The sequence below is a fragment of the Streptomyces sp. NPDC005803 genome (genome assembly GCF_040630435.1).
Lineage (GTDB): Bacteria > Actinomycetota > Actinomycetes > Streptomycetales > Streptomycetaceae > Streptomyces.
In genome coordinates, this window is record NZ_JBEXXO010000044.1 from 1 (window position 1) to 21,232 (window position 21,232).

General features: G+C 67.5%; 14 protein-coding genes and 8 pseudogenes. 8 read left to right on the forward strand and 14 right to left on the reverse strand.

The window, feature by feature from the left end; translation table 11 throughout:
• Positions 1–232 precede the first annotated feature (232 nt).
• The 3 genes from ABZ454_RS36670 (at position 233) to ABZ454_RS36680 (ending at position 2,512) form a co-directional block, all read left to right on the forward strand.
• Positions 233–1,243, forward strand: coding sequence for an NAD(P)H-dependent glycerol-3-phosphate dehydrogenase (locus ABZ454_RS36670; RefSeq protein WP_359543832.1), 1,011 nt, complete (start codon positions 233–235; stop codon positions 1,241–1,243).
• 68 nt (positions 1,244–1,311) lie between these two features.
• Positions 1,312–1,668 carry a hypothetical protein gene (locus tag ABZ454_RS36675; protein WP_359543833.1) on the forward strand — a complete coding sequence of 119 codons (357 nt, stop codon included), beginning with the start codon at positions 1,312–1,314 and terminating at the stop codon, positions 1,666–1,668.
• Positions 1,655–2,512: a hypothetical protein gene (locus tag ABZ454_RS36680; protein WP_359543834.1), complete on the forward strand. Its 858-nt coding sequence runs from the start codon at positions 1,655–1,657 to the stop codon at positions 2,510–2,512. Before ABZ454_RS36675 ends, ABZ454_RS36680 begins: the two co-directional genes overlap by 14 nt.
• Before the next feature lie 1,273 nt (positions 2,513–3,785).
• On the opposite strand, the gene ABZ454_RS36685 is transcribed toward ABZ454_RS36680, so the two are convergent.
• The 8 genes and pseudogenes from ABZ454_RS36685 to ABZ454_RS36720 form a co-directional block, all read right to left on the reverse strand.
• On the reverse strand, positions 3,786–4,061 hold the full coding sequence (locus ABZ454_RS36685; protein WP_359543835.1) for a hypothetical protein: 276 nt from the start codon (positions 4,059–4,061) through the stop codon (positions 3,786–3,788).
• 115 nt (positions 4,062–4,176) lie between these two features.
• Positions 4,177–5,193: a YihY/virulence factor BrkB family protein gene (locus tag ABZ454_RS36690; RefSeq protein ID WP_359543836.1), complete on the reverse strand. Its 1,017-nt coding sequence runs from the start codon at positions 5,191–5,193 to the stop codon at positions 4,177–4,179.
• An 85-nt stretch (positions 5,194–5,278) separates the two neighbouring features.
• Positions 5,279–5,965 (reverse strand): DUF3618 domain-containing protein, encoded by a 687-nt coding sequence (locus tag ABZ454_RS36695; RefSeq protein WP_359543837.1) that lies wholly within the window; start codon positions 5,963–5,965, stop codon positions 5,279–5,281.
• Entirely contained in the window at positions 5,941–6,294 is a 354-nt protein-coding gene (locus ABZ454_RS36700) for a phage holin family protein (RefSeq protein ID WP_359543838.1), read from the reverse strand. The genes ABZ454_RS36695 and ABZ454_RS36700 overlap by 25 nt, the downstream gene beginning before the upstream one ends.
• 112 nt (positions 6,295–6,406) lie before the next feature.
• A complete protein-coding gene (locus tag ABZ454_RS36705) occupies positions 6,407–7,141 on the reverse strand; it encodes a hypothetical protein (RefSeq protein WP_359543839.1) in 735 nt (244 codons plus the stop codon).
• Positions 7,142–7,636: 495 nt separating this feature from the next.
• Complete coding sequence (locus tag ABZ454_RS36710) at positions 7,637–9,070, reverse strand: hypothetical protein (RefSeq protein WP_359543840.1); 1,434 nt, start codon at positions 9,068–9,070, stop codon at positions 7,637–7,639.
• Positions 9,067–10,434: a PASTA domain-containing protein gene (locus ABZ454_RS36715; RefSeq protein ID WP_359543841.1), complete on the reverse strand. Its 1,368-nt coding sequence runs from the start codon at positions 10,432–10,434 to the stop codon at positions 9,067–9,069. The genes ABZ454_RS36710 and ABZ454_RS36715 overlap by 4 nt, the downstream gene beginning before the upstream one ends.
• Positions 10,435–11,245: 811 nt before the next feature.
• Positions 11,246–12,239: pseudogene (locus ABZ454_RS36720) on the reverse strand (IS30 family transposase); the annotation flags it as partial.
• 813 nt (positions 12,240–13,052) lie between these two features.
• On the opposite strand from ABZ454_RS36720, the gene ABZ454_RS36725 reads away from it, so the two are divergent.
• Positions 13,053–14,609, forward strand: a complete 1,557-nt coding sequence (locus tag ABZ454_RS36725; protein ID WP_359543842.1) for a N,N-dimethylformamidase beta subunit family domain-containing protein — start codon at positions 13,053–13,055, stop codon at positions 14,607–14,609.
• Positions 14,610–14,652: 43 nt separating this feature from the next.
• Here the strand turns inward: ABZ454_RS36725 and ABZ454_RS36730 are convergent.
• The 3 genes and pseudogenes from ABZ454_RS36730 to ABZ454_RS36740 form a co-directional block, all read right to left on the reverse strand.
• Positions 14,653–14,928, reverse strand: a pseudogene (locus ABZ454_RS36730) (hypothetical protein); the annotation flags it as partial.
• A 40-nt stretch (positions 14,929–14,968) separates the two neighbouring features.
• Complete coding sequence (locus tag ABZ454_RS36735) at positions 14,969–15,070, reverse strand: SDR family oxidoreductase (RefSeq protein WP_359543860.1); 102 nt, start codon at positions 15,068–15,070, stop codon at positions 14,969–14,971.
• Positions 15,055–15,516 carry an SDR family oxidoreductase gene (locus ABZ454_RS36740; RefSeq protein WP_359543843.1) on the reverse strand — a complete coding sequence of 154 codons (462 nt, stop codon included), beginning with the start codon at positions 15,514–15,516 and terminating at the stop codon, positions 15,055–15,057. Before ABZ454_RS36740 ends, ABZ454_RS36735 begins: the two co-directional genes overlap by 16 nt.
• On the opposite strand from ABZ454_RS36740, the pseudogene ABZ454_RS36745 reads away from it, so the two are divergent.
• Positions 15,483–15,758 (forward strand): annotated as a pseudogene (locus ABZ454_RS36745) (sensor histidine kinase); the annotation flags it as partial. The gene ABZ454_RS36740 and the pseudogene ABZ454_RS36745 overlap by 34 nt on opposite strands.
• Positions 15,759–15,930: 172 nt before the next feature.
• On the opposite strand, the pseudogene ABZ454_RS36750 reads toward ABZ454_RS36745, so the two are convergent.
• A pseudogene (locus ABZ454_RS36750) lies at positions 15,931–16,993 on the reverse strand (SPFH domain-containing protein).
• Positions 16,994–16,996: 3 nt separating this feature from the next.
• The gene (locus ABZ454_RS36755) at positions 16,997–17,431 is read right to left on the reverse strand and encodes an NfeD family protein (protein WP_359543844.1); all 435 of its coding nucleotides are present in this window, start codon (positions 17,429–17,431) and stop codon (positions 16,997–16,999) included.
• Positions 17,432–17,806: 375 nt separating this feature from the next.
• Between ABZ454_RS36755 and ABZ454_RS36760 the strand changes: the two are divergent.
• Positions 17,807–19,011: pseudogene (locus ABZ454_RS36760) on the forward strand (APC family permease).
• Here ABZ454_RS36760 and ABZ454_RS36765 read toward each other — a convergent pair.
• A pseudogene (locus ABZ454_RS36765) lies at positions 18,981–19,189 on the reverse strand (FAD-dependent oxidoreductase); the annotation flags it as partial. The pseudogenes ABZ454_RS36760 and ABZ454_RS36765 sit on opposite strands and share 31 nt — an antisense overlap.
• A gap of 317 nt (positions 19,190–19,506) precedes the next feature.
• Between ABZ454_RS36765 and ABZ454_RS36770 the strand changes: the two are divergent.
• Both ABZ454_RS36770 and dhaL read left to right on the forward strand, forming a co-directional pair.
• Positions 19,507–20,503 (forward strand): annotated as a pseudogene (locus ABZ454_RS36770) (dihydroxyacetone kinase subunit DhaK).
• Positions 20,504–20,535: 32 nt separating this feature from the next.
• Positions 20,536–21,190 (forward strand): annotated as a pseudogene (gene dhaL, locus ABZ454_RS36775) (dihydroxyacetone kinase subunit DhaL); the annotation flags it as partial.
• Positions 21,191–21,232 lie beyond the last annotated feature (42 nt).

Genomic DNA, 21,232 nt, shown 5'->3' on the forward strand with positions numbered 1-21,232 from the left:
TACGAACGCAAAGCCGACCACTTTCTCGCCTTCACCAGCATCGCCTGCACCCTCATCTGCTACCGCAGGCTCGCCAAATGAGATGACTTCTAAGTGGCCGGCGGGCCGTCCTGCTGACGCTGCGGCGCCTGCCCGCCTTGGAGGCACCGGCGGGAGTGGGGGCGGTCGATAGGATGGCCCCTCCCGGCCTGCAGACCGGCGACAGGACCGCGTCCGGCGAGAGGACCCCGCAGTGAACCAGCACCACGTCCGTGCGGCCGTGTTCTCGGCCGGTTCCTGGGGTACCGCCGTGGGCAAGATCATGGCCGACGCCGGCACCAGTGTGGTCATGCACGCCCGGCGCAGTGAGATCGCCGACGCCATCAACGCCACCCACCACAACCTCGGGTACTTCCCGGACGTCGAACTGCCCCACCACCTGACAGCCACCACGGACCCGGCCGCCGCACTGGACGGCGCGGACTTCCTCGTGCTGTCCATCCCCGCGCAGTCCCTGCGGGCGAGCCTCGCCGCCTGGGCCCCGCACATCGGGGCGGACACCGTGATCGTGTCGCTGATGAAGGGCATCGAAATCGGCTCCGGGCTGCGGGCGAGCCAGGTCATCACCGAGGTGACCGGGATCCCCGCATACCGGGTCGCCGTGCTGTCCGGCCCGAACCTGGCCCGGGAGATCATGGACGGCCAGCCCGCCGCCGCCACCATCGCCTGCCCCGACGAGGCTGCCGCCCACCGCGTCCAGCACGCGTGTCACACCCCGTACTTCCGGCCCTACACGTCCACCGACGTGACCGGCTGCGAGCTGGGCGGTGCGGTGAAGAACGTCATCGCCCTCGCGGTCGGCATCGCCTCCGGAATGGGCATGGGCCATAACGCGCAGGCGATGCTCATCACCCGGGGGCTCGCGGAGACCACCCGGCTCGCGACCGCCATGGGCGCCCACCCGGCCACCCTCGCCGGGCTCGCGGGCTTGGGCGACCTCGTGGCGACCTGCTCCTCCCCGCTCTCCCGCAACCGCACCTTCGGCACCCACCTCGGCCAAGGTCTGAGCATGGAGCAGGCGACGGCCGCCACCCGCCAAACCACTGAGGGCGTCAAGTCCGCGGAGGCGATCCTCGCCCTGGCGCAGGCCCACGACGTCGAGATGCCGATCACGGAAGTCATTTCCGCCCTGTTGCACGAGAAGGTCACCCTCGACCAGGCCGCGGCCGCGCTGATGCAGCGGCCTCCCAAGCCCGAGCGCTGACCCCCGCGGAGTCCCGGAAACGGGGCCCACCGCCTCGACTTCATCCTCCCGACACGGAGGTCTCACCCATGCCCCCATCCGTGCTGTCCGCTGTCCAGATCGCCGTCGCCTGCGCCCTCGCGGCGTGGATGATCACCGGTTTCACCCAGCTGCCCGGCCGCTGGCTGCGCTGGAAGATGTTCTGCCGGGCCACCTTCACGATCGTGTCGCTCACCGGCACCACCAAGGACGGCCGCACCGAGCCGGTGAACGTCTACGACCACCTCTCACCCGGCTCCTTCATCCTCGGACCGCCCCAGCTCCAAGCGATCCTCGACCACCTCAACCGCAGCGGCCGCTACGAACGGATCGACGGCACCGGCCGCATCCTGTCCGCCCACGGCGAGCACCGCGTGAAGGTGAGGGACAGCCGTGTGGTTCTTTGACGCGCTCGCCTCCGGCTTCCAGTACCCCACCGACCCTGGCCGGCTCCAGTGGTTCCGCATCCTCTTCGGCACCGTGCTCACCGCCCGGTTCGCCCTCTCCCTGGGACAGGGCGGCTGGGACCGCTTCGCCCCCGGCTCCCTCAGCCTCCACCTCGCCGAACAGCGCTTCGGCCCCCGCCGGGCCCGCATCCTCGCCGGCGTGTACCGGCCCGCGCTGATCATCCGCACGATCGCCGCCCTCGCCCTGGCCGCCGGGCTCCTACCCCGCCTGACGTTGCTGGTAGTCCTGGCCGGCGCCGCCATGGAGCTCCTCTACCTCAAGAGCCCCAACGCAGTGCGCTACACCCTGCTGACCGGCACCTGCCTCCTGCTCGCCGGAGACCTCGGCCACGGCCTGAGCATCGAGCACGCCCCGAGCACGGCCAACACCTGGGCACAGTGCCTGATCGTGCTGATCACCACCGACATCTACTGGAACAGCGCCTGGCAGAAACTCCGCTCCCCCCAATTCCGCAGCGGCCTCTACCTCGCCCAGTGGATCCACACCTACACCCAGGTCAAGGACCAGCTCCCCCACCGCCGGTTCCAGTACGCCGTCCCCGGCCTTGTCCGCCGGCACGCGGGCAACCTCACCGACCAGAACGTCCGCTTCTGGCGCACGGTCGCGGCCGCCGCCATCGCAACGGAGATCGCGCTGCCGCCCGCGCTCCTCATCCCTCAGACGATGCCGTACGCCATCGTCGTGGGCATCGGGATGCACGCGGCCTTCAGCTGCCTCAAACCCCGCCAGCTCATCACCTTCTCCGGCCTCACCGCCGGTACCTACTTCGCCTTCGCCGTCTGACCGCCCCCTCCACTTACACACACGCGGCGCCTCCAAGGATGCGCCGCGGCGTTGTACATCAGGACGGCATGCCTTATACCGCTTCGGTGAGCCTGACCCGCTTTGACGGACATTCGAGATCAGGGGTTCATCCCCGGGAGGATGTCCATCATGGAGAGCATGGGGAAGAAGAAGCCTCGCCGCCCTCGCCGTTCGTTCACGCCGGAGTTCAAGGCCGAGATCGTCGGGCTGTGCCGGCGGGGTGACCACTCGGTCGGCCAGGTCGCCAAGGACTTCGAACGTGACCTCGTCCAATCTCCCCCACCAGGGGCTCGATATCCCACGCAGGTAGTCGAAGATCTCGCGCCGCGTCACCGAAGTGATCGATGGCTGCGGGTGTGCCGGGGCGGGGTCACTGGACGTCATGGGTCCCAGGATGCAGGGCAAGGCGGCCACGTACCGGCCGATCGAGATTTTCCCATCCCACACGAAACTCAGACAGAGTGCCGCATCAGGGGCCGCTGGACGACCTCGAGTTCGCGTTGGGCCGCGCTCCGCCTCAGCCGGGGAGCGGCCAGCGGGACCGAGCAGGACTGGCACTCGACCCGCTAGAAGGATGTCGAGAGAGCAGGGCCCGGACCAGGCGTCCGGGCCTTCGTCGTGCCCCGGGATCTTTCTCACCGGCCGCTGCTGTCCGGGCCCCAGCTTCCGGCCCTACGGGGTGAAAGAGCCGTGCCCGCCAGGACGAGACGTAAGCACCTGCGCCCTGTCACTGTCCCGCCCGCCACGTCGAACTCACGCCGGAGGCAGTACCGATGAGCAGCCGCCAGACACCCGGGGCAACACCCGCGCCGATCGCCGCTACGCTGAACACGCCACCCTGGGCCAGGGCTACGACCCCACAGGGCCGCTCTCACGCAGAGAGCCGCAGGACCGCCGACAGCGAGGCGCTCACCGCCCCCACGCGGACGACACCACAGCAGGTGTCCGCTGTCCTCGATTTTTCTGCTCAAGGGAGCAGCATCATGACCCGGGACAACGTTCCCGCGCCCGTACAGCGCCCACCCCCGCGCCCGTCCCGCAGCAACCCGCTGCCGGTGCCGGCCTGACCGCCGCGATAGCTCAGGGCGCCGCCCAAGAGGCCGCCCGGTCCATCACGGCCCGGCTGGTGGACAAGTTCCTCACCAACCCGCCCGACTGGCTCAGAGCCCTGTGGCACGCGCTACCGAAGCCCTGGGAGTAGCCGCCCCGGCCGGGCAGGACGGACCTGCCCGGCCGTTTCGCCGCTCGCGCGTCAGCCGCGGAGGCGGGAGAGCCAGGTGCCGCCGGCGTTCTGTTCGGGCACGGCCTGGTCGTGCTCCTGGTGCTCGCGCCCGGCCTGCTTGGCTTGGCGTTCGGCGGTGATGGCGCGCTGCTTACAGTCGTCGCACAGGTGCGGGTGGGTCTCGCGTGGGGCGTCCCACCCGGCGGGCTCGATGGCCTTCCACCGTTCGTCGGTGAACCGGGTGCCGCACGCGGCCGGCAATGCCGCGGCCGGGGCAGAAACCGATGCGTGCGTGGATACCGACATTGAACCGTGGTCCTCCATTCCAGCTGCGCTCCGTCCCCCGGACGCGCAGCAGCGTCTACCCCCGCCTCGACGGGCCACGCGTCCCGCTCGCCGAACCGCTCTCGCGTCTGCACAGTCAGTCGCGCTGCTGCCGCTCGTCCCGCTCGCCACGTTCAGTGGTGGAGTCGGTGCGCCCTGCGGAGCGGCGGTCTTCGTCGGTCCACTTCGTGGTGTCGCGTGGCTCTGCGTAGGGCTCGCTGTCGCTTGGGTGGCCGCTGATGATGGCTCGCTCGCGTGCCATCTCCGCATCGAACTCAAGGCCCAGGAGGGCCGCCAGGTTCGTGATCCAGAGCCAGACGAGGAAGATGATGACACCGGCCAGGGCCCCGTAGGTCTTGTTGTAGGAGCCGAAGTTGGCGACGTAGATCGCGAAGCCGGCGGAGGCGACCATCCAGATCAGCAGGGCCAGCAAACTGCCGAGGGAGATGAATTTAAACCCGCGGCCCTTCGCATTCGGTGCGGCCCAGTAGAGGATCGCCAGCATGATGGCCACGAGCACCACGAGGACGGGCCATTTGGCGATGGACCAGACGGTCATGGCGGTATCCCCCACGCCCAACGCCGTACCGATCTGACGGGCCAGGCCTCCTGAGAGCACGACGATCAACGCGCTGACGCAGGCCAGGATCATCAGTACGAGCGTGAGCCCGACGCGGACGGGGAGGATCTTCCAGGCGGGACGCCCCTCCGGTACGTCGTAGACGACGTTGGACGCGCGGATGAACGCGGCGATGTATCCGGAGGCTGACCACAGGGCGCCGAGCAGGCCGACGATAGCCAGCGCGGTGCTGGTTCCCCCGCTGGCCTGCAGCTGGGTGACCGCGTTGGTGATCACGTCGCGTGCCGAGCCCGGCGCCAGCTTCTGGATGTTCTCCAGCACTGTTTTCGTCGCGGAGTCACCCGCGATGCCCAGCAGAGCCACTAGCACCAGCAGTGCCGGGAACAGGGCCAGGATGCCGTAATACGTCAGCCCCGCCGCCCGGTCGGTGAGCTCGTCCTGCTTGAACTCCTTGACCGTACGTTTCAGTACATGCACCCAAGACGTCTTGCTGACCTGCGTCGGAGACTCGGGAGCGTTGCCGGACTCATGCATGACCGTGTACCCCTACCTGTCGAGGACGTACTGCGCCGTAGCCTGCCGCCCCGGACTCGCACCCCCACGTGACCTGGGATGGACGTCAGCCCTGCCCAGGGCCTGCCTGGTCGCGGGCCTGGCGGGCCGCGTCCTCGCCCACATCGCGCAGTCCGGTCGCCGCCTCGAATTGAGAGGTCTGAGCCTGTTCCTTGGTGGCTTCGGCGGCGTCCTGCGCCGTGCTTTTCACCGATTCCACGGCGTCCGTGACCGGTTGGCGCATCCCCTCCTTGAGATCCTGCGCAGCCTCCTGCGCCGTCTCCTTGGCGGGCTGGAGCAGTTCGTCGGAATGCTCACGGACCTGTGATCCCATCCGCTCCTCAGACTCCGTCGCCGGAAGCAGGGCAGCGGCGAGCATGCCGGCACCGAACGCGATGACCCCAGCGGCCAAAGGGCTTCCCTGCGTTTGCTCGGTCACCAGGCCTGGAGCTTCCTTCACCGACTGGGCCGCCTGATCCGCCGTATGCCGAACGGTGTCCTGCGCCTGACCGGCGACATCGCCGGCGCTCTGGGCGAGATCCTGCGCCTTCTGACCGGTCTGTGCGCCCGGACTACGCGCGGCCGAGCCCATCACACGCTCCTTCAGTCCGTTCAGCCGGTGCTGCGCGGCGCCCGCCTTGCGTCGGGCCACCTTCTTGGGGGCCACCCTGTCGGCGAGGCGGTCCACGTCGTGCGCCAGGCGTGCCCGTGTGTCGTCTACCTCGGTTTTCAGTTCGTCCGGGTCCGTGCCCATCGGGCGTCCTCCTTCAGCGTTTCCGCGGTCCGCTCCGGCTTCATCTGCACCGCGCGCATGCGTTTGCGGCCCATCACGAAGAGGGCGGCGGCCGCCAAGGCCCAGATTCCGGTGACGATGAGTGCCGCCCAGGCAAGGTCGACCACGTGCGCCAAGCCGAAGATCGCGGCCAGGCTGCCCATCAGCATCGCCAGGTGCCCGACGTAACCGGAGCCTGCGAGCATGCCGCCTGCCTTGCCCGCCCGGCTTGCCTCCTGCTTGAGTTCTGCCTTCGCCAGCTCGATCTCCCCGCGGACCAGCTGCGTCAGGTCGTCACTGATCTCGCTCACCAGTTCCCCGATGGAGGGTTCTGCCGCCGGGGCCAGGTGGGACCCGGACGCAGAAACGTCAGGCCGGGCTTTCGCTTCGTGCGGAGTAAAGATGGCCACGAGGTCGCCTCCCTTACGGCTGTCGCGGTTCGGGGTTCGGATACGGGTCCGTGACCGGCAGGGGAGCCGAGGGCGAAACGGATCCGCCATACGACGGCGTCGGCTGCGTCTGAACGTCGGAATATGCTGGCCGCGCCACGCCACTTGCCTGACCGCCCGCTATCGCGGTCGATCGGCCATCGCCGCTTTGCCGGCTGTCCGTTCCGGCGGGTGTACCTCCGCTGCTTGCGGGTGTTCCTCCGCTGCTTGAAGACTTCAGGCCTTTGGCGAGTCGGGCCGTCGCGAAACCAGCAAGGGCAGCGCCCGCGAGGAAGACGCCGGGGCGCCGGCGGGCGAAGTCCTGAAGGTCAATGGCGAGCCCTTGCGGGCCCCGGGCCTCAAGCTTCTCTGCCATGCCGTGCCCGCGCTCGGCTACCTGCCGCACTGCCTTCGTGGCGGGTGACCCCGGCTCACCCCTCTCCCCCATCGTGCCGAGCTCATCCGCGACCTGCCGGACGCTCTCTGCCAGACGCCGTGTCTGCGTCTCCGCATGACCCTGCAGCTGATCACGCAGCTCACCAGCCACATGCTGGACCTGCGACGAAGCCTCACCCGCAACATCGCCCGCACGCTCCTGGGCCGTGCCGGCCACGTCTGCAGCCTTCTCGCTCACCAGACCAGCGCCCTCACCGGCCTTCTCCTTCGCCGTCTGCTTCACCGCCGCAGCCGTGTCACCGCCCGCACTGTTCGCACCGTTGACGTCACTCAACGCTCCTCCTCGAATAGCATGTACCTGACAGGTGCATCTAGTTTCTCGATCACTACTTCCATCATGACGAGCCATCCCAGATGCGCCACTGGCCCGAATGTTCCAAAGAGACGCCATCTGCACCAGTTGCGCATTGAACGAGCCCAGTTGATTACTGCCTTCACCGGTCACCGTGACCGATGACCCGCCACACGGTGGCCTGGGCAAGCCCGGCTCAACCTGGGCAAGCCCTACGTTCAGGTTGGCTTGCCCGGTCCCCGGCAGGCTTGCCCGCCCGAACACCGACCACCAGTCCGCCCGTTCGCCCCTTGACCACCCCTTAGCCGCCTGGAATGGCCGGCCGTCTCTGCAGCCCCCGGACCAGAAAATCACCACGCTGACAACCCGAACTCACCACGAGCCGCAGCTACTCACCACCGCACGCCACAGGACACTCGCGCGAATCCGATCACCGTAACCACCTGCCTGCGGTTCGGACCGCCGGTACGGACGGCCTCACGGCGCCGTGTCGCCGATTCGCAGCGCTAGCTTAACTGTGGACCCCTTCGACACCACCGACCCGCCTGGCGGGTCCTGCGCCTTAACGAAGACTGCCCCAACTGCCCCAATGCCGACGAATGGTGGATGGATCTCGTCAGCGGCGAGATCAGCGACATACGCGAGGTTTCCGAACTCGCCCGCGAGTACGATCGGCTCGCCGGTAAACGGGATGATCTCGGCGGTGCCCGGCTCGAGCGGGAAATGGGATACGATAAGATTGTGGTGATCGCGGAAGTCGAAGCCCAGGTTGGCAATCGAGAATTGCTCCACCATATTCGGGACCGTGACCCGGGTGGAATCCCCGATCTTCGGGAGCAGGCGCGCGAAGTCCTCCGGAGCGGACTGGACGCGCATGCACGTGGTGGCATCGTTGGAGCATCTCGACATCTGCAACCGGATCGCATCCATCTGCTGCAAGCAGTCCTTACGCGCCTTGACCAGCACCGCGTCATCGACGTTGCTGCCATCCGCGTTCTTGAACTGGTCGATGTTCTTGCGGACGAAGTCGATGTCGTTGATGACGGTGCTGAACCCGTCCAGCAGGCTCGCATTGAAGGTCAGCACGTCCTGCTGGTTCTGTACGTCGATGAACGTGAGCTCGTCGCCGGGGAGCGCCAGTTCCCTATAGTCGTGCACCAGCATCGAGTACGGCACGCCCTGGTCGACTCCGACCAGGGTCGGGAACACGCGAGCCTTCTGCATGATCGCGTCGAGGGTGGTCTCGGTCCCTGTATTGGAGCCACCAGCTTGGAAGACGTAGACGCTCACGTCGAGCTTGCTCTTGGAGGCGGCGATCTTCGAGGAGATGTCGGCGTCGAGCGAGCCGCCCGCGACGCCGGGTGCGCCCGCGCGGGCATGAATCTCCCCCGCGATCGACGAGCGTTCCGTCGTGTCCAGGCTCTCTACCTTGTAGATCGCGAAGTACTCGCCCCCGGTTTTGATCCCGAGGATGAAACGGTCCCCGAACCGGTCGCGGAAACGGGTTGTCTTGTGTTCGCGCAAGAGGTCTGCAGCCTCCTCCGACAGCACCGGGTTGTCCAACGTCCGGGTCGCGTTGAAAACCTGGACGCCCACCACCACGTAGAGCGAGAAGCTGTTCACCGCGATGTCGCTGGCGAACTTGAACTTCGCGCTGGCATCCCCAAACATGCTCCCCGCGCTCACGTCGGCGGAGATGCCCAGTGCCTGATGCAGGACGCCCGACTCCTGCACGATTTGCAGGGTCTTCGTCACGGTCTGCCCGCCGGCCTGCGCTGGCGCCGTCAGCGACGTGCCCATCACCGCCGGGCTCTTGGTCGCTACGCCGGTCAGCACGTCGTAGCCCAGGCCCACCTTCATTCCGTCCAGGAACGGGATCTCTGTCTGCGCCGCCATCGTCGCCTCGCTCACACTTCCGGTCCGTAAGTTTCCTGCAGTGGGGACACTCTGACGTGCAGTACGTTGCCGCCCGGAACAAACGTGCCGGCCTCGGGAGTCTGTCCGATGATGGTGCCGGCGTCGGGCAACGGGTCTGTGCCCAGCGTCCCGAAGTCCAGTTCCTCAGGGTTGTCGATAATGAAGTAGAGCCTCTGCTCGCCCAGGAGGTCCACGACCACCCGGTTCTTCGTCCACTCAAGGATCCCGGAGTACGTTACGGCCTTCGTCCCGATCAGGTGCGGAACCCGCTGCAGAGCCGGACGGGGTTCGCGCAGGATCGGCAGCCGGCTTGTGAAGTCCTCGGGTGACTGGGTGAAGTGCAGACAGGTGGAGGCATCCCGGGTGCAGTCGGAGATGGCCCTGGTCAACTGGTCGATGATGGCCAGGCACTGCTGACGGGCCTGCTGCAGGGCCGTGTCGTCCGGCGATGACCCGTCCGGATTGTGGAATCGATCGAGATGCTTGCGGATAAAGTCGATATCGTTGACCAGCGTCGTGAAGTCGTTCAGCAGTCGGGAATTGAAGAGGAGGCACTCGGTCTGGTGCTCCTTATCGAAGAAATTCAGATTGTCACCCGGGAGTTTCAACCCATTGTACTCGTCGAGGAGGACCTGGTAGGGAATAGCTTGGCCGCCCGAGACCAGGGTCGGGAACTTGTGAGCCTTCTCGATCATCTCTGACAACGCCGTTTCCGTCTCACTAATCCCGCCAGCCGAGTACACGAAGACGTTCACGTTCAGCTCGTTGCGCGAGGTGGACTTCAGGCTCTCGACGGCAGCGTTTAGATTGGCCCGCAAGGCTGGGTTATGGAAGCTCGCTGAGATTTGCGCCGCAACGTCGGTGCGCTCCTGCTCGTCGAAACTCTGCACGCGGTATACCGCGTAGTACTCACCACCGGATTTCAGACCGGAGATGTATCGGTTGCCGAAGCGCTCACGAAAATGATCCGTCTTCCCGATGGTCAGCAGGTCGGTCGCGTCCGGAACGAGAGCCGGCGCGTCCACCGTCGCACAGGAGTTGATTACCTCCACCGCCAGCACCGCATACAGGCAGTACTGCGTTACCGCGCACTGCTTCGCGAACTGCATCTTCGCCGTCGCGGAGAAACCCGCGTAGCTGCCGGACACTGCGGCGGACAGCCCCAAGGCTTCCTGGAGCGAGTTGGTTTCCTGCACCAGGCGGAAGGTCGTCGTGACGGTCTGCCCGCCGCCAGTTTGTGGCGGACTGGTCTGCGGGTTCTGGATGACCCGGTCGCTCGATGGGCTGCCGGTCAGCAGATCGAAGCCTAGGCCAACCTTCATCCCGCTCACGAATGGAATCTTCAGCTGCTGTCCCATTTCTGTCCTACAGCTTGAAGGCGCGAGCGCTGATCAGTGTCCGTGGCCGCTCACCTATAGCGGGCGCGCTGGCTGGCGCTGCAAACACGTTTCTGCTGATCAACAAGGGCTCGTGGCGCCTGAGGCGAAAGTGCCCAGCTCATGGAAAGATGTTGGATCGGTTCATGACATCCGTACTTCCATTGCACACCTGGCGAGAATATTTCGCCACTTGGCAACCGCGATCAGGGCCATTGCACTCCGAGTTTTGCCCGGGTTCGCCATGTGAAACCGAGGGCTCGTAGGGGCAGGGCTTCGGCGTAGTTGCGTGACGCCGGGTTTGTGCTCATCCGAGGCCGAGGAGTGCGAGGGGGCGACCGGGGTCGCGGGCGTTGTTGCGGAGGCCGGCAGCGATGTTCTTCACTCCGGCTGTCCGGAGGGATCCGACGGCGAGGTTGCGCCAGGTGGCCATCGCGCGGGGGCCGTTGCCGGTCCGCAGCTGGGAGGCGTCCTCGGCGAAGGTAGTGTCGCGGACGTGGTGGAGGGCCTCGATCGTCCAGTGGTCGCGGACGAGTCGGGCGAGTTGGGCCGGGGTCTCACCATGCCCTGCGTGCTAGGTGCCAGCCCCAGATCGCACCGCACTGTCAGGGTGAACTGAACCGTTCCGACTTCTCTGCCGCTCCGTCGTGAGCCATCAGAGAGGATGGGTCTCGTGCCCAAGAAGATTGACGCAGCCCTTCGTAGCCAGGCCGTACGGCTGGTGACAGAGCATCGTTCGGAGTATTCCTCCGAGCGTGCACTGCACGTCCAGGTCGCTGAATCCCTCAGTGCGTGGTTCGGTGCCGAAGCCTTCCATCCGGGGCAGGTGCAGCAGCATGGTGAAATCGTGTACTGCGCTCGACCAGCGTGCCGATCGCGGACCGGCCGGTGCCGATGATGAGGTCACCTTCCCAGTGGCCTGCAACGGCACGGTCCTCGGCCTCGGCCGGCCGCTCGCTGATCAGCACGTCAGCGGTCACGTGGCCGCGGACGCTCTGCCTGGTGCGCGCCCGCGGGACACGCAGTGACCGTCCGGTGCGCAGGCAGGCGACGAGCTCACGCTTGAGGGCCCCGCGTCCCTGGACGTAAAGGGCCTGGTAGATCGCTTCCGGGGAGATGCGCATGGACTCATCTCCGGGGAAGTCCACCGTGAGCCGCTGTGATATCTGTTCCGGGCTCCAGGAGGTCGCCCAGCGGCGGTCCTGACGGCGGGGCTTGTTCCTTCCCTGCCAAGGCGGCACCTGGGGACCCTCGACGACCCGGCCGTCCAGGGCGTGGACGACGTTCCCGGCCAGCCGGTCCTGCACGTACTCGCGCAGTCGCTCATCGGCCACCAGCTTCGCCGGCTTCCGCCGCTGAGCCCGCCGCTCGGCATGCCATTGCGCCAGCGAGGCCCGGTACTCCAGGTGGTAACTCCGCGTAGAGGCGTTGCGCCGCAGCTCCCGCGAGATCGTGGACGGCGAACGCCCCAGACACCGCGCGATCGCACGGACCCCGAAGTCCCGCGCACGCAGCAGAGCGATCTCCTCCCGCTCGGCGAACGAGAGGTAACGGCCGGAGACAGTCGGGGCGAGACACGGATTCACCCCGCCAGCATGACGAAACCACCGCGACCCCACCGCAGGCGAGACCTCGACGACGGCTGCGGCGTCCACCGAACTCAGCCCCCGCGCGATCGCCTTCCAGAACCTCACCCGGTCCTCACGCCAGGCAACGCTCGGCCGCCCTGGCGAGGGCATCTGCCCGCGACACTCCCGCACAGCCCGCTGCCGATCCCCCACACCCATCACAAACCCCCAGCTCACGAAGGTGTCGCGACGACCGATTGAATCCGCCGATGCCCTGTCAAACCGCTGAAAGCAACACCGTTCCGTTCCTCCTGGGCACGGCCCCGACGATGCGGCGCTGGGCCGCCGGCCCGGCTTCCGTCACGAGCTGGGCCGCCGGTCCACCCGTTCATCGTCGGGGAGCGCACAGGTGTACCCACCCACGCACGGTCAACGACACCACGGTGAGGAGGGTTCCGGCGATTTCACAAGCGATAGAGACTGCCAGGCGGGAAGGGGGCCCGACCAGACCGGCGGGTCCGCCAGCCGCGGTGGCCGGGCAGGCTTCGAGGCAGCCGGCCGGTTCATATGGGTGGGTGCCGTGGGGGTGACCACCTCACCACGCTGGTCTTCATCGCCGGGGCCACGGGCAGCTGCCTGCCAGCATGGCCCAGTCCGGTCGCCCTTTCCAGACCCGATACGCCCCGCCGCTACCCAGTGCGCGGAAAGCGCCGAGAAGATCGGCTCATCTGGCGGGGCGGCCGGCGCGGCGCGGTGGCCGCTCGGGCCGCGGCGTCGTCGTGGTCACACAGATCTAACGCCCGAATCCGGCGGCCATCACTGGTGCGCCGGGGGCAGGGAACGCAGCCCGGCCGGGGAACCAGCGGGCGCCTGGAGGCAAGACGGTTGGACCGGCTTCGGGCCGTGGAAATGCCGGAGACCGTGAATTCGTCCACGATGGCGGCGAGAGCACACCCCCCACGCGCGTAGGCCGGGTCCGTGCACGTCTCTTTGGACGGTTCAACGGACGCGATCGATGGGATGGACGGAAACATGGAGCATTTCGAAGGCGTAGCTGGCAGTCCCGGAACCGCGCTGAGTCGCAGACACTTTTTGGGGGCCGTTACCGTGGCAGGTGTCTGCGCCGCCGGTACGGCGCTGAGCGGCTGCGACGCACCGGCGAGCGGGGGTGCCGGGGCTTCGACCGGGCCGCCCGAGCATTCCCGGCAAGGCGACCCCCACTGGCGTCTTCGCACGAGGGGGCGGCCCGAGGATGTCGTCGGCTACACCGACAAGTCGAGTGTTCTGCCCGGCGAAGGGTTCGGGCTGTACGTCTCGACGACCTCCCCCGGTTTCCGTGTTTCGGCGTATCGGGTCGGCTGGTACGGCGGCGCACAGGCCAGGCTGGTCTGGCGCTCCGAAATGATGGACGGCAGGATTCAGAGTGCGCCGCATCTGATCTCCGCCACGCGTACGGTGCGGGCCGGATGGGAGCGGACGGCCGAGGTGCGTACCGATGGCTGGCCGGAGGGCGCCTACCTGCTGCGGCTGGATGCTTCGAGCGGACCCCAGCGGTATGTTCCCCTGATCGTCCGATCCCGGAGCGCCGCGGGCAAAACCTTGCTAATCCATGCGCCCGCCACCTGGCAGGCGTACAACCTCTGGGGCGGTTACAACCTCTACGAGGGTGCCGACGGCCAGTACCGGACGCGTGCGCTCGCTGTCTCCTTCGACCGGCCCTACGACGGTGACGGCGCCGAGAAGTTCCTGGTGTACGAACGAGCCGCAGTGGTCCTGGCTGAACGGTTGGGCATCCCCCTGGCATACACGACCGGCGTCGACATCCACTTCGCGCCCTCGGTGATGGAGGGTGCTACGGCGGCCGTGTCTCTCGGCCACGACGAGTACTGGACGCCGGAGCAGCGGCAGCACCTGTTCCGAGCCCGCGACGCCGGGACAAACCTGGCCTTCCTCGGTGCCAACACCTGCTTCCGCCGCATCAGACTGGAGGGCGGGCCCGGAGGGGAGGGGCGCACCGTGGTCTGTTACAAGTCCGACTACCGGTCCGATCCGCTCTACCCGGATCAACCCGCCCAGGTGACCACCGATTTCCGCAGCGCCCCCGCCGCCACGCCTGAATCCCTTCTGACCGGGGTCCTCTACGAGGGCTATCCCACGGATGCCCCCTACGTCGTCCACAGCGCAGAACACTGGCTCTTCGCGGGTACCGGCGTGAAACGGGGCGACTCCTTCCCTCACCTGGTCGGCGTGGAGTATGACCGAGTCGTTCCCGGAGCGCTCCCGCGAGCGCCGATCGAGATCGTCGCCCACTCGCCTCTCGTGTGCAAAGGCCAAAACAGCCACTCCGACTCGGCGTATTACACCGTGCCCAGTGGTGCCGGTGTCTTCGCGTCGGGGACGATGCGATGGGTCGAGGCGCTGATGGCCGGCACCGGGGACAACGGGAGGAATCACGGCATGGACGCTCGTACCGGGGCCTTTGTGACCCGGACAACGGAAAACCTGCTCCGTGCTTTCGCAGAGAGGCCGGCTGCGAAGACGAGTCCTGCGCCCAAGGACAACGTGCGGGAGGTCTACGGCCTGCCATGAGGCGTCCAGCCGCGAATCGACCGCGCCAGCGGCGCACGGTGTCCACGTGCAGGTGAGTCTCGGCGGCAATCTGAGCGTTGCTGCGACCTCGTGCTGACAGGAGCGCGATCGTCGCCCCGCTGGCACGCCTGGTGCGGGGTCTTGTGGCCGTAGGCCATCTTCTCGAGCCGGTAGCCCTCGGCAGCGGCCAGATCCAAGGGCACGGCGGAGCACACAGGCATGGAGGGAGGGCGGCCCATCCATCCGTGGCGGAGAACGAAGTGGCGAGGCCCGACTTCCCACACGGGGCGTTGGCTCGCCAGGGCCACAGCCTGAGCATCGGACCCGGTGAACCTTCCAGGGCAGAGCCGGATTACTCGTCAGGCGTGGGAGTGAACACCGATACCGCCGGAGACGGTGAGGTTGTCGCCGGTGATGTAGCCGGCGGCGTCCGAGGCGAGGAAGGCTACGGCTTCGGCGATGTCGGCGGGAGCGCCGACGCGGCCGAGCGGGAACGTCCCGCCCGGGAGTCGATCATTTCCTGGGAGACACCCATTTTGCGGTAGGCGGGGGTGTTTATCAGTCCTGGGCTGACGGCGTTGACGCGGATGCGGCGCGGGGCGAGTTCGAGCGCGAGGGATCGCATGAGGGGCAGCAGAGCGCCCTTGGCCGCTGTCATGGCAGCTCCGAGCCCATCGGCGGCGCCCACGGTGAACACGACCGAGGCGCCGTCGTTAAGGAGTGGCAGCGCTTTTTGCAGGGTGAAGAAGTTGCCCTTGACGTTGATGTCGAACAGAGCGTCGAAGGCGCCTTCGTCGGTTGATTCGATCGAGCCGGGGCGGGAGATGCCCGCGTTGAGGAAAAGCAGTCCTGGAGCAGCCGCCCGTTCTGATGGGTAACCTCCTCGCCAAGGCGCGCACCCACACACCCCCCGGCACTGAAGTAACAGCTGCCGCCACCACCGCCACCACCGGCGTCTGCGTGAGTGTGCGTGACAACGGGCCAGGTATCCCAGCAAAGTTGCAACCGGAGGTGTTCGGACGCTTCGTCCGAGCTGATCAGGCACGCTCCCGCAGCACCGGGAGCACGGGTCTCGGCCTGGCCATCGTCCATGCGGTCATCACCGCCCACGATGGCAGCGCCACTGTAACCAGCAGGCCCGGGCAGACCACCCTCCGGCTGACACCGTCCGGCCGTGCCACAGGCGGTACAGAGACTCCGGGGGACAAGGCCAACGACCTCCTCGAGCCCTCGCAGGACTTTCACCAGACCGGTTCTGCTGCTGTCACTGCGCGGTTCGCCGACGCCGGTGACAACGACGAGGCGTGTCATCTCGTTGAGATCACTGGCCCTCGGATTCGTGACTGCCGTCGGTGGGTGAGCCGAACGGGAGGCCTGGGGGGGCGGTGTCGGCCTCGGCCGCGTCGGCAAGAGCCTGTGCAGCAGCCTCGGCCGCCTGCGCAGCGTCGTCGGCGGCCCCCCCCTGCCCTGTGGTCCGAGGACTTCTCGCGGGTGGCCGGTGACGGGGGCAGCTTCTCGTCGAAGGCCCGGGACACGCCTTCGAGTGCCGAGGTGACCTCACTGGGGATGACCCAGAACGTGCTGCCCGCCCCCTGGGCGAGCTGGGGCAGCATTTGCATGTACTGATAGGCCAGCAGCTTGGGGTCGGGATCGTTGCGGTGCACGGCCTGGAAGACCTCGTCGACGGCCCGGGCCTGGCCCTCTGCCTTGAGGATTTCGGCGGTGCGGTTGCCCTCTGCGCGCAGGACGGCGGACTGCTTGTCGCCTTCGGCCGTGAGGATCTGCGACTGGCGTTGCCCTTCGGCCCCGAGGATGGCGGCCCGCTTGTCCCGCTCGGCCCGCATCTGCTTCTCCATCGCGTCCTTGATGGACTGCGGGGGGTCGATGGCTTTGATCTCGACCCGGTTGACCCTCAGTCCCCATTTCCCGGTGGCTTCGTCCAGAACACCGCGGAGCTGGTTGTTGATGGTGTCGCGCGAGGTGAGCGTCTTTTCCAGGTCCATGGAGCCCACCACGTTGCGCAGCGTGGTCACTGTGAGTTGCTCGACGCCGTGGAGGAAGTCATCGATTTCGTAAGCGGCCGCTCGTGGATCGGTGACCTGGAAGTACAGAACGGTATCGATCTCGACGACCAGGTTGTCCTCGGTGATGACGGGCTGTGGTTTGAACGAAACGACTTGTTCGCGCAGGTCGATCAGCGGATAGACCCGGTCGACGTACGGGATGACGAGGTTGAGGCCGGGCTTCAGCGTGCGGCGGTAGCGGCCCAGTCGCTCGACATTGCGAGCGCGGGCCTGCGGCACGATGCGAACAGCCCGCACCACCGTGAAGACGGCTATCAGAGCGACGATCACGCCGGCTATGAGCAGCGCCGAGACTTCCATGGCTCACTCCCGGGGGTAGACGAACGCGGTGGCGCCACTGATCTTCATGACGTCGACGGCTGTACCGGGTGGAATGGTCTGCGTCTCGTCGTAGGAGCGGGCGGTCCACTCCTCGCCGCCGATGCGCACTCTGCCGTCCAGTGCTGTCACTTCCGAGACGGTGCGAGCGGTTTGGCCCACCAGCGCCTCGACGCCGAACCGTGCGGCAGAGGGAGGGGCCAGCACATGGCGCACCACGAAAGGGCGCACGAACAGCAGGCTGGCGGTCGCAGTGGCGGTGAACACCACGAATTGCAGGGGGACCGACAACCCGAGCGCCGCAGTCCCCGCGGTGACCAGTGCAGCCACCCCGAGGATTCCCAGCGCGGCGGTCAGAGTGAAGATCTCCACGACCCCCAGAACGCCTGCGGTGACTAGCCAATACAGCCAAGGATCCACGGAGCCTCCTCTCGCTGCGCACCGTTACCGGGAAGTGGCCCACGCCTCCCGTTCGTTCAGAGCCGCATGTTTAAGAGAAGCATCCCGTTTGATGCTATTCCCCTATTTGCAACATGAAAACCGATTTGTCTTTCCAGTGCGCGCTGGGGTGAGCCTGGTCCCCGTGCGTGAAGTCCTCGCTATCAGGCGCCCCCTTCGGGCGCGGGCGGTGAGCAGTCGCCCCCGGAATGTCAGTGGCCCAAGGCGGGCCCCGGAGTCGGTTGTGCAGAGGCGGCACTGGATGGCGTTGGCCGCTCCGCTTGCTGTCGGCCGGGGCGCCCTGCTGGACACCTTCGTTGGCTCTCGTGCGCCGAATCAAGGGCTGGAGGAGCAGGGATGACCACGGTGGGGGCCTCTGCGGGCCCGGGGGACCTGAAGCGCCGCTTGGGAGTGTCCGGCACGGTAACGGTCGGCCTGGGCTCGATGATCGCGGCCGGGGTCTTTGCCGCGTTCGGCCCAGCGGCCGGTGCCGCCGGTTCCAGGCTCCCGGTCACCCTGGTGCTGGCTGCGGTCGTGGCGTTCTGCAACGCGATGTCGTCGGCCCGGCTGGCCGTTCGCTATCCCGAGTCCGGGGGGCCTATGTGTGCGGCCGTGAGTGCCTGGGTGACTTCTGAGGATATCTGGCCCGCTGGGCGTTCGCCGTCGGCAGGACCGCGTCCTGCGCTGCGATGGCTCTGCCCGTCGGCTTCTACGCGTGGCCGGGTCAGGCCCACGCTGTTGCGGTCGCCGCTGTGGTGATCGCGGTTCTTGCCGCAGTGATGACTACCTGCCTGACAGCGGCACCGCTGATATAGGGCGCCTGGACACGGGCACCGCCATGACCGTCGGCGGGACGCTCCAGGTTGCTGTTCTTCGCCTTCGCCGGTTACGCCCGCACCGCGACGCTTGGTGAAGAGGTTCGAGATCCCGGCCGCACCGTTCCCCGCGCGATTGCTCTCGCGCTGTGCACCACCCTCGTTGTGTATGTGTAAGTGCATGTGGCTGTTGCCGTGGGCGTGCTCGCTACGCTGGGGCCGGACGGCCTTGCTCAGAGTGCAGCGCCTCTCGCTGACGCAGTGCGCGCCGCCGGTGTCCCGGGTCTGGCTCCCGTCGTGTGTGTCGGCACGGCCGTTGCGGCGCTCGGGTCGCTTCTCGCACTGACCCCCGGCGTCTCGCGTACCACCTTCGCCAGGGCAAGGGACCGTCACCTGCCGCACGTCCTGGCCGCCGTCCAGCTTCCGGATTCCCCACCGTGCCGAACTGGTCGTCGGTGCGGTGGTCACCGTCTTGGCTGCGTCTGTCGATGTGCGGGGGCGATCGGTTTCTCCTCCTTCGGTGTGCTGGCCTACTACGCCATCGCCAACGCTGCGGTATGGACTCTGGCCCCTTTCGAAGGACGACCACCCCGCCTTGTGCCCGTGTTCGGCCTGGCGGGCTGCGCGGCTCTCGCGTTCGCGCTGCCTGTGGCCACCGTGATCTCCGGCACCGCCGTCCTCGTGCTCGGCGTTGCCGTCTACGGCCTGCGGAAAGCCATGGCGAGACGCCGCACTACCTGCGGGTAGGACGTATTGAACACCTGGAAGCCACGGTCCAGCAGGAATCCCCGCGCCGGTCCGTGCGCATGCGACCGCCGACGGAATCCGACGCCTCCCACAGAAGCACACGCCGACCCGCACGGCTGAGGTCCGGAGCGGATGCGAGGCGGCAGAGGTCATGAGCGAGGACAAGACGCCGTGACATCCCAGGACCGAGGCCCAGGGCCTGGAAGTAGCTTGTTCGCAGGGCTTGATGTCGACCGGCCGACCACCAGGCTGTCGGTCCGTCGCTCCACTATCGCGATCTCCTCCCGCTCAGCACCCCCGCAGATCGCGTCGAATTCTGCAACAGCCCTGCCCGCGGATCCTCCGGATCCAGATGTGCTTGACCGGCAACCTCCAATCACGTGACAGACGCCGATACGTTCCGCGAGTTGCCGCACGCGCTCGGTGACCCTCACCATGGAGATCTCGTCCGGGTGCCAGTCCGTCTGGCCGGCCGCGGGCAGAAGGGTTCGGCATATGGCCAGGTACTTCGAGAACGAAACCAGCGAACTCGTCCCCGATGCGCTGTCCGGCTTCGCCCGCGCACACGCGGACCTCGTGGCATACGACCCCCGCGACGGGTTCTTTACCGCCCGGCCCCTCTCACCCGCCCGCCGGGTGGGGCTCTTGTCGGGTGGCGGCTCGGGGCACGAACCCCTGCACGTCGGATACGTCGTCACGGGCATGCTTGACGGCGCCTGCCCCGGCAGCGTCTTCGCCTCTCCACACAACCGGCAGATCTTCCGGGCGTCCCGCGCCGTGGCGGGGCCGGAGGGCGTGCTGCACATCGTCAAGAACTACACCGGCGACCGGATCAACTTCGGTATCGCGGCCGAACGGCTCGCCGACGAGGGCATCATGTGCGCACGGGTCCTCGTCGACGACGACCTGGCCTCCGACTCCGAAAAATCTCCGCAGGGCGCCGTGGCACGGGTGCCACGATGCTGGTCGAGAAGGTCCTGGGCGGCGCCGCGGACACCGGGATGAGGCTCGAAGGGCTGACGGAACTCGGCACCGCCCTCGCGGGCCGTTGCCGGACGCTCGCCGCCGCCTCCGCCGCCCACCACTCACCGACCACCGGCGAACCGGCGTTCGGGCTTCTGCCCGGGGAACTGGAGTACGGCGTTGGGATCCACGGTGAGCGCGCCGACCGCACCAGGAGACAGGGCAACATGGGTCCACTGGTGGAAGACATGACCGACGTCCTGCTGGACGCTCTGCGCCCCGGCCCCGACGAACCGGTCGTGGCCCTGGTCAACGGTCTGGGGTCGGTCACCTCGCTCGAGTTGTACGGCATCTTCGGTGAACTGGGCCGAGTCCTCGACGCCGGCACGTGCGGGGTGTCCGGCACCTCGTCGGCGACTACGTGACCGCGCTCGACATGCGGGGCTTCTCCCTGACCCTCATGGCCGCCGACCGCGACACCCTGGGCTTCTACGATGCGCCGGTCCGCACCTCGGCGTTGCGCTGGTAGGCGGCCCGTGACAGGAGCAGGAGGACAACCCCATGACGACTGCCGCTTTCGTCGCGACACAGACTCGTGAATGGATGCGTCGCTTCGCCGACTCGGTGTACGCCACCGAGGCCGAGCTGACCGCGCTCGACCAGCGGGCGGGGGACGGCGACTTCGGGACCAACCTCGCGACCGGGGTCCGGACCGCCGGGCTACGGCTCGACCGTACGGACGAGTCGGCCGGCCCCGCGGGGATCTTCAGCGCCATGGGCACCGCCTTCCTCGATGAGATCGGCGGGACCAGCGGCCCCCTGTTCGGTCTGCTTTTCCAGGCACTGAGCAGGACAGCCGCGGACTCCGGTCCGCATCTGACGACGGCTGCACTCGCCGAGGGCACCGTTCAAGGCCTCGCTGCCATCCGCCGTGTGGGCGATGCGGCTCCCGGCGACAAGACGCTGATCGACGCACTGGATCCGGCTGCGGCCGCACTGCAGGCGACAGGGACTGCGCCGCCTGCGACCGCCCTGGTCACGGCGGCGGACGGCGCCTGGCGAGGGGTACGGGACACCGCGTCCCTGTCGGCGCGCACGGGGCCGGGCCAGCTATCTCGGTGAACGGGCGACGGGCATACCCGATCCCGGAGCGGTGGGCATCGCCCTGCTCTTCGCCTCCGCGACCGGCGTCGTACCCGCCCTGGGGCCTCATCTGCCCCCACCGGCTGACCGCGGCCGCTTCGAGGGACACCAGGAC